Genomic DNA, 7,329 nt, shown 5'->3' with positions numbered 1-7,329 from the left:
CTTGAATCATGTGTTTGATGGGGATTTTGGAGTTTCTGGTGAATAATTCAGGATTATACAAATGCCTTCTTTCGGAAGTTTTGAAAATCTTTGATACCTATTTCACAACGTAATTATAACCGATGGAGTTACAGTTCGCAACCGGTTTCACTAAAAAGTTTGTAAAGTCAGCGCTAAAAGGGGCCGTTATCGCGCTTGGCCCTAAGGTTACGCCAATTCTAAATTTTTAATGAGCCGTTTTCAGTGGGACTAAGCATTAAAGAAAAGCTAAACAAGCGACTTTCATTTTAGGCGTTCACGGCTGAAATCGGCTTTCACATGGGGACCGAAATAAACCCGGACTCCCCGAAAGTTTTCGGGGCGGTGCGGTCCGGAAAGTGGGTATAATGGGGGCGACCGGTCGCGGTCATTTGGGAGGAACGACATGCAAAGTTTAAAGACACATCGCCAAGCGGAAAATGCCGCGTGGAAGACGATCCAAACCCAGGAATTGCAAAAACTCCGGAGCGCCCAGCAACACCTGTGGTTCAACGTGGGCGCGTACTTGTTGATATCGGTCATCGAATTTTATCTGGCCATCATCGGCCATTCACAGACGCTACGGGCCGACGCCTTCAATAACCTCGCCGGCATCATTTCGGCGGCGTTACTGCTGGTGGGCATCTTCATTGCCCGCGACATCGACGACGATGATTTGATGGGCCAACCCCTGCCGCAGGACCTACAGAAGACGGGGCAGCGGCTCCAACTGACGCGGTTTCACTACGAAACGGTCTTCACCCTGATCACGGGGATCGTGATGGTTGCCATCGCCGTCAGTGTCATTTACGGCGGCTTGAAGAGTCTAGTCAAACCGGCAACGCAGGAGATTCCCCGGCCCATCACGTTGGTCGGGGCGGCCATCGCCATGGGCATCATGCTGATCGTCTGGTGGTTCAACCGACAAGGCGGCCGCAAGCTCAACAACGCGGCGTTGACGGCCGCCGCCCAAGACAGCCTGAGCGATGCGCTGACCAGTCTGGGCACGTTGGTCGCCATCGGTGGCGCGCTGTGGTTTCGGGTGACCTGGCTGGATGGCGTGGCCAGTATCGTCGTCGGCTTCTTCATCCTGGCGGCGGGAATTCAGATTTTTCGCGAGAGTAGTTTGAACCTGGCCGATTACTTTGACCCCCAAGCCGAAGCTCAATTCCGGGCGGCCATCGAGCAACACGCGCAGGTGGTCCGCGTCGAGGAGCTCAACGCGCACTATAGTGGCAACATGGTCACGCTGGACGTGATCATCGCCGTCGACGCCCACATGGAGGTCCAAGACAGCTACCGGTTGGGTGAGGAGATCGAAGCCCAGATGCGCCGGCAATTTGGCATCGTCGACACCGACGTGATGGCGGTGCCGGCCACCAGCGAAGAGCAGCGCGGTCGGTAAATTTTAGTGAAAACTAGTAAAGCGGCCTTATCCCAAGTTTCGGGGTAAGGCCGCTTTGTGTTAGGGATTTAATCGGTCGGCCCCGCAAAGTAGGGTTCCGTGATGGTCAGCGTCGCTTGGTCTAAGTCTAGGCGCGCCATAGCCCCGTACGGGAGTGCCGTCCGCGGGTAGGCGTGACCGAAATTGAGGTTGGTCATGAGTGGTGTCTGGAGGTCGGCGGTGACCGCCTGTAACACCCGGCAGTAGTCGGCATAGTAGACCTCGTCTTGGGGTTTGCCCGTGATGATGGCGGCCGCAGCTCCCAGGATACCGGCGGTTTTTAGATTTTCCAGCATGGTTTGGTAGGCCGCCGGGGTGGGCCGCTCCTCGCTGGTTTCCAAGAAGAGGATCTTTCCCGCAAAGTCGGCGGCACTGGGAAGCAGGTGGTAGTGGGCGTTAACGGTGGGTTCGTCGGGAAACCGCGTGTCGGTCAGCAGGCTGTTCAGACTGTCGAGACAACCGCCCAATAAGGGCCCGGTCACTTGTCCGTGGCCGCGTAAAACCTGGTAGCCCCGCGTTTCGGGGTGACTGCTGCGGGGAGTGTCCAGGGCCGCCGGCGAGAAATCGGTGCGTTCCTGGTACCAGACGGGACTACTAGCAATGGTCGTCGTGGCGGGATTGGTGAAGTAGTGGTGTAGCGTTTGGGCCGTGTACGGTAAGAGGTCGGGCCCCAGTTCGGCCAAATCGTTGAGCAGGTTGGGGCCGTAGTAGGTGGTCAGTCCCAGCTGGTAGAGCATCAGGTGGTCGACCGTGGTGTCCGAAAACCCGGTGAAGAGTTTGGGATGTGCCGTGACGGCCGCACGAAAATCGGGGTCATCAAGTAAGAACGGGGCTAACCGGTAGGTGTCGTTACCCCCGATGGCACAGATAATCCCGCGAATCTGCGGGTCCAGGAAGGCCGTTTTGAGATCGGCGGCCCGGGCCGCGGGATGCGCCGCCAGATAAGCGGTTCCCTTGAGGCTGTTGGGCAGGCAAACGGGGATGAGGCCGAGTTGACGTAGCCGGTCTTTTCCGCGAGCCAGTTCGTGAGCGGCGAACGGTTCGCCCAGGGTGCCGGCCGATAAGCTGACGATGGCGACCGCGTCCCCGCGCTGCAATGGTGCTGGTTTGAACATGAACATCCCTCCAAGCGAAAAAAGTTAGCTTCCAGTCTACGCTTGGGACCGGCCTTTGCCAAGGGTTACCAAAAAGTGCCTACTCGTCAAAGCGTGACTCAGCGGTTAAACTAGGTAAAAACGACAGGGGGAACCGGAAAATGGCGAAGAAAACCTACAATATCGGCGTGGAAGCCACGTTAGACGTGATTAGTGGCAAGTGGAAACCGCAGCTGCTCTGCCACCTGAGCGTGCGGCCGCAGCGCACCTGCGATTTGCGCCAGGAACTCCCGGAAATTTCCCAAAAGGTCCTGACCCAGCAATTGCGTGAATTAATGGACGACGGCATCGTCCAGCGTCAGGTCTACGGCGAACGGGCCCCCTTCAAGGTGGTCTATACGCTGACGCCCATGGGTCGGTCGTTGGGCACCGTGTTGGTTCAGATGTCGATCTGGGGCGAACACCACGTCGACGAGCTCCGAGAAAACGGTGTCCGTGACGTGCGGGTCCAAAATGACCACACCGGGTTCGAGCACTTATTACAAGCGAATTAAAGGTTGAAAGTACGAAAATAGTCCTTAGACCTTATCACGAAGGGCCTGAGGTTCAAAATAATACTTTTTCGGCGTTATCTAACACTGCCTAGTAGTCTTGCGAGACTACTAGGCAGTGTTTTTGTAAATTGTTTGAAAAATATGTCCAAAGTTTCTAAAGACCTACCCATCTTTCTACTCAGATTGCTAAGGTTTTACATTAACCAACCCAAATATTTCCGGTCAGCGGTGTATTGGTGACGATATCTTTATTAATTTGGTAGGTAATTTGCGTAATTGGTCTACTACTTGGTCTAAAGATGAAGCGGTTGAATTGTTGTTCAGATGGATACTTTACAATCAGAATCTCTTATGGTAACGTTTACAAACGGAGGAGTAATTCGCACAACTTTTTTAAAAAATCGGAGGGTTTTACATATGAAACGTAGTATGAAGAGTGGTATCGTCGTTGTTTTGGGTACCATGTTGTTCACCACGTTCAGCGGTTCTGTCGTAGCTAATGCTAAAACGACTAAACCGGCTAATAAGGCAATCTATGGGACTTATATTCCCTTGAAAGGTGCCAGTAACGTCCAGGACTTAGGGGGTATCAAGACCACCAACGGGTCCGTTGTGAAAGCACATCGCATCATTCGGTCCAACAAGATGATCGGCTACACCAAGCATGATGTTAAGGTCATGACGAAGGCTTACAAATTGAAGACGGTCGTGGATTTCCGGACCAACAGCGAAATCAAGAGTACACCGGACGTTAAAATTGCTGGTGTGAAGTACATCAAGGATGGCGTGGTTAAGGACTCCAACTTTGGGGGCAACACGCAAGCCGACTTTGCAAAACAATTAGCTGTGATGAGTCCTAAGCACATGCCCGAATTCTACCAAGGATTGGTTAGTGACAAAATCTCCGTCAAGGGGTATAAACTGTTCTTTAAACAACTGTTGAACCAAAAGAAGGGGTCCACATTGTTCCACTGTACCGATGGGAAAGACCGGACCGGTATTGGGGCGATGCTTTTCTTATCCGCAATGGGTGTCAGCAAAAAGACCATTATGCGGGAATACTTACGGTCCAATCATAATTTGGCAAAGGACAACGCTATTGCCATCTCTGCCATGGACAAAGTAACTACGAATAAGGCTGCTCGGGCTAATTTCCGCCGGCTGAAGGCCGTTAAGAAGGAATACCTGAACGCTGCCTACAAGAAGATCAACCAAAAGTATGGTTCGACTAATAACTTCTTGAAGAAGCTGGGCGTAACGGCACACAAGAAGGCCCAATTACGATCCATGTACCTGGTCAAATAGGGGTAATCAGTGAATGACCTCCTCCAAAAATGAAGCGGTGACATACCAGAATTAACTGGTGTGTCACCGTTTTTCGTTATCTGGCGAGGACCGGTTGCATTAAAGCGGCTGACAGAGGAGGTGGGAGTATTTTTACAAGCGAATTAAAGACATGAAGAAAGGCGCCCCGTCGGTTGACGGAGCGCCTTTTGCGTCTGCTATTAACGAGTAATGACCACTTCGCCGGCGGTCTGGCGGGTCGCCACCTGGTCGAGGGCGGCCTGCGTTTGTTCCAGCGAATAGGTCGCCGCGACCGTGGGCGTCAGGTGCAGGTCGGCCAACCAGTCACTGATATGGCAGAGTTGTGGTCCGTCGGCGTGGACCAGCATGAAGCGGTATTGCTTGTGTTGGTGGCGGGCTTGAAGCGTAAAACCGAGTCCGGCGGCACCAAAGATGAGCTGGCGGGGAAACGAGTAGCCCTGTTGCCGGGCAAATTTCCAATCGGGCAGGGCTGCTAGGGAGACCAGGGTACCGTGGTGGCGCAAGATTTTCAGCTCGTTGGGGATGGCGTCGCGTCCCTGCGTATCGATCACGGCGTCAAAGTCGTGCAACTCGGTGGCGAAGTCGGTGGTGTGGTAGTCGAGGACCCGTTCGGCGCCTAAGGCTGTGAGCACCGCGGTGTGCCGTGGACTGGCACTGGTGGTCACCCGGATGCCGAGTTTGTGGGCAAACGGGATGACGAACAGGCCAAAGCCCCCGGCCCCGCGGGGCAGAAACAGCTGGTCACCGGCCTTCAAGGAGAGTTCCTCGGTCAGCGCCTGGTAAGCGGCAAGGGCGGCCGAGGGTACCGCGGCCGCCTGTTCGAAGGTCAGTCCCGCGGGAATTGGGGCCAGACAGTTGGCCGCGACCGCCACGCGTTCGGCGAAGGCCCCCATTTGGGTGTGCGGTAAGCGTGCGTACACGGCTTGGCCCACGCTAAAGGTGGTCACGGCAGCACCTACTTTTAAAACGGTCCCCGCGACCTCACTCCCTAGCGTAAAGGGGGGCTTGGTGGGCAGAATCGGGGCCATGACCCCGGTGGCGAAGCGGACGTCGGTTAAGTTGACGCCGGCGGCCTGGACCTCGATTAAGACGTCGGTGGGCCCCACGGTGGGTTCGGGAACGTCGTTAAGTGCGACCCAGTGTTGACGATTGTAATGGGTAACCTGAATAGCTTGCATGAAACGTCCTTCCTTTGAGCGAACGAGTAGTGCAGAGGTCTCAGTTGGTGGAAAATTTGGTGTTTGGTGGCTTCAAGCAGCCACCGGTAGGCCTCTAAATTTGGTTTAAATGATTAATCTATTTTAGTGGAAATTAATTGGTTACGCAAGCTAAAGGTTTTGGGGCTGTGGCGTTGGGGCACTTTAAAGTGCCTTCTTTTTTTCTGAACGTATGTCAGTAAACTAAGGGTCAAGGAGGTGGCTGATGACCAACGAACTAATTGGCTTACGGGTGGTGCGCACCCTGATCACGTGTCCCGCCCAGTGGCGTATTCTCTTGAGTTTGACCACGAGCCCGCAAAGCGGTTGGGCGCTGTGGCGTCAGTTACCGCTCAAAGATCGTCGCTGTGGAGCCCGCGCGTGCTGGCATCTGTGGCGGCAACACCTGATCGTGTTTCACGTGGAACAATGGGCGTGGGGACTTTCGCCGACGGGTGAGAGCCTGCGCCCCATCCTACAACAAATCTTGACCTGTCAACGGGAGGAATCGAAATGACTTATGCATTTATGCAACCTTATACATTTAAAAATGGTTTGACCTTAAAGAACCGCTTGGCGATGTCGCCCACGACCACCATGTCGAGTTTCTACGACGGTCACGTGACCAACGACGAAATCGACTTTTACGGCGCACGGGCGGGGGGCCTAGGCTTGATCATCGGCGAAGTGGCGAACGTGATTGCCAGTGGGAAGGGCTTTGAAGGCGAGCTGTCCATCGCTAACGATAGCGATATTCCCGGCTTAACGGCGCTGGCGCACGCGATGAAGCAAAACGGCACCAAGGCGGTCTTACAGATCTTCCACGCCGGTCGAAAGTCCAACGACTCGATTTTGCGGGGCCACCAACCGGTCAGCGCGAGTGCGGTGGCGGCGACCTTTCCCGCCGATTCGCAGGAACCCCGGGCGTTGAGTGCCGCCGAAATCGACGACATCATTGCGGCCTTCGGGGATGCGACGCGGCGGGCCATTGCGGCCGGGTTTGATGGCGTCGAACTCCACGGTGCCAACACCTATTTGCTGCAACAGTTCTTCTCCCCGAACTCTAACCGGCGGACTGACAAGTGGGGGACCGACCGGATGGCCTTCGCCAAGGCCGTGATTGCCAGTGCCCACGCGGCGATCGACCAGTACGCCGACCGGCCGTTCCTGTTGGGTTACCGGATCTCGCCCGAGGAAATCGAAACGCCGGGGATTCGCTTGGCCGACTCGTTGGCGTTTGTCGACATGCTGGGCGATTCCGTGGTGGATTACGTCCACGTGTCGATGGGGTCGGCGCACCGCACGTCGCTCAACGATAAGACCGACCACGAGCCGATTCTGACCAAGATCAGTCGGCAATTGGCGGATCGGAAGCCGTTGATGGGCGTGGGCTCCGTTGAGACGCCGCAGGATGCCGAAGCCGTTTTGGCCTTAGGTACCGACTTGGTGGCCATGGGCCGGGAAATGATTCGCGAACCGCTCTGGGTCCAAAAGGTGGCGGCCGGGGACGAAGCCAGTCTACGCTACCAATTATCGCCGAGTGCCATGGATGAATTAAAGATTCCGCGAGCGATGCAGGACTACCTGAAAGGCGCGTTTTATACGGTGATGCACTTTACCGACGATCCGGCGACCGCGCAGAACTACCAGAACCAAGCGGCACCCATGGAAGGGTTCGAGAAAAAGATGTAGACCGT

7 protein-coding genes are annotated in these 7,329 nt (G+C 55.2%); 5 read left to right on the top strand and 2 right to left on the bottom strand.

Annotation, left to right across the window (positions count from 1 at the left end):
* The first annotated feature begins 424 nt into the window (after positions 1–424).
* Positions 425–1,423, top strand: coding sequence for a cation diffusion facilitator family transporter (locus tag FD38_RS06750; protein ID WP_057732590.1), 999 nt, complete (start codon positions 425–427; stop codon positions 1,421–1,423).
* A 68-nt stretch (positions 1,424–1,491) separates the two neighbouring features.
* Here the strand turns inward: FD38_RS06750 and FD38_RS06745 are convergent, their stop codons facing one another.
* On the bottom strand, positions 1,492–2,577 hold the full coding sequence (locus tag FD38_RS06745; RefSeq protein ID WP_057732589.1) for a S66 family peptidase: 1,086 nt from the start codon (positions 2,575–2,577) through the stop codon (positions 1,492–1,494).
* 140 nt (positions 2,578–2,717) lie between these two features.
* On the opposite strand from FD38_RS06745, the gene FD38_RS06740 reads away from it, so the two are divergent.
* Positions 2,718–3,110: a winged helix-turn-helix transcriptional regulator gene (locus FD38_RS06740; protein ID WP_057732587.1), complete on the top strand. Its 393-nt coding sequence runs from the start codon at positions 2,718–2,720 to the stop codon at positions 3,108–3,110.
* 417 nt (positions 3,111–3,527) lie between these two features.
* Positions 3,528–4,415 (top strand): tyrosine-protein phosphatase, encoded by an 888-nt coding sequence (locus tag FD38_RS06735; RefSeq protein ID WP_057732585.1) that lies wholly within the window; start codon positions 3,528–3,530, stop codon positions 4,413–4,415.
* Between the two features lie 200 nt (positions 4,416–4,615).
* Here the strand turns inward: FD38_RS06735 and FD38_RS06730 are convergent, their stop codons facing one another.
* Positions 4,616–5,614 carry an NADP-dependent oxidoreductase gene (locus FD38_RS06730; protein WP_057732583.1) on the bottom strand — a complete coding sequence of 333 codons (999 nt, stop codon included), beginning with the start codon at positions 5,612–5,614 and terminating at the stop codon, positions 4,616–4,618.
* Positions 5,615–5,858: 244 nt separating this feature from the next.
* Here FD38_RS06730 and FD38_RS06725 point away from each other — a divergent pair, with 244 nt between their 5' ends.
* Both FD38_RS06725 and FD38_RS06720 read left to right on the top strand, forming a co-directional pair.
* On the top strand, positions 5,859–6,149 hold the full coding sequence (locus tag FD38_RS06725; protein ID WP_057732581.1) for a hypothetical protein: 291 nt from the start codon (positions 5,859–5,861) through the stop codon (positions 6,147–6,149).
* Positions 6,146–7,324, top strand: coding sequence for an NADH-dependent flavin oxidoreductase (locus FD38_RS06720; RefSeq protein ID WP_057732579.1), 1,179 nt, complete (start codon positions 6,146–6,148; stop codon positions 7,322–7,324). The genes FD38_RS06725 and FD38_RS06720 overlap by 4 nt, the downstream gene beginning before the upstream one ends.
* The last annotated feature ends 5 nt before the right edge of the window (positions 7,325–7,329 follow it).

Origin of the sequence: Levilactobacillus zymae DSM 19395 (assembly GCF_001434115.1) — a bacterium.
Lineage (GTDB): Bacteria > Bacillota > Bacilli > Lactobacillales > Lactobacillaceae > Levilactobacillus > Levilactobacillus zymae.
Note: the sequence above shows the minus strand (reverse complement) of the source record. Positions and strands in the feature narration are given on the sequence as shown.

Excerpts from the sequence above, each read along its gene's own strand:
- FD38_RS06750 (WP_057732590.1), top strand. The coding sequence starts at position 425 with ATGCAAAGTTTAAAGACACATCGCCAAGCGGAAAATGCCGCGTGGAAG.
- FD38_RS06745 (WP_057732589.1), bottom strand. The coding sequence starts at position 2,577 with ATGTTCAAACCAGCACCATTGCAGCGCGGGGACGCGGTCGCCATCGTC.
- FD38_RS06740 (WP_057732587.1), top strand. The coding sequence starts at position 2,718 with ATGGCGAAGAAAACCTACAATATCGGCGTGGAAGCCACGTTAGACGTG.
- FD38_RS06735 (WP_057732585.1), top strand. The coding sequence starts at position 3,528 with ATGAAACGTAGTATGAAGAGTGGTATCGTCGTTGTTTTGGGTACCATG.
- FD38_RS06730 (WP_057732583.1), bottom strand. The coding sequence starts at position 5,614 with ATGCAAGCTATTCAGGTTACCCATTACAATCGTCAACACTGGGTCGCA.
- FD38_RS06725 (WP_057732581.1), top strand. The coding sequence starts at position 5,859 with ATGACCAACGAACTAATTGGCTTACGGGTGGTGCGCACCCTGATCACG.
- FD38_RS06720 (WP_057732579.1), top strand. The coding sequence starts at position 6,146 with ATGACTTATGCATTTATGCAACCTTATACATTTAAAAATGGTTTGACC.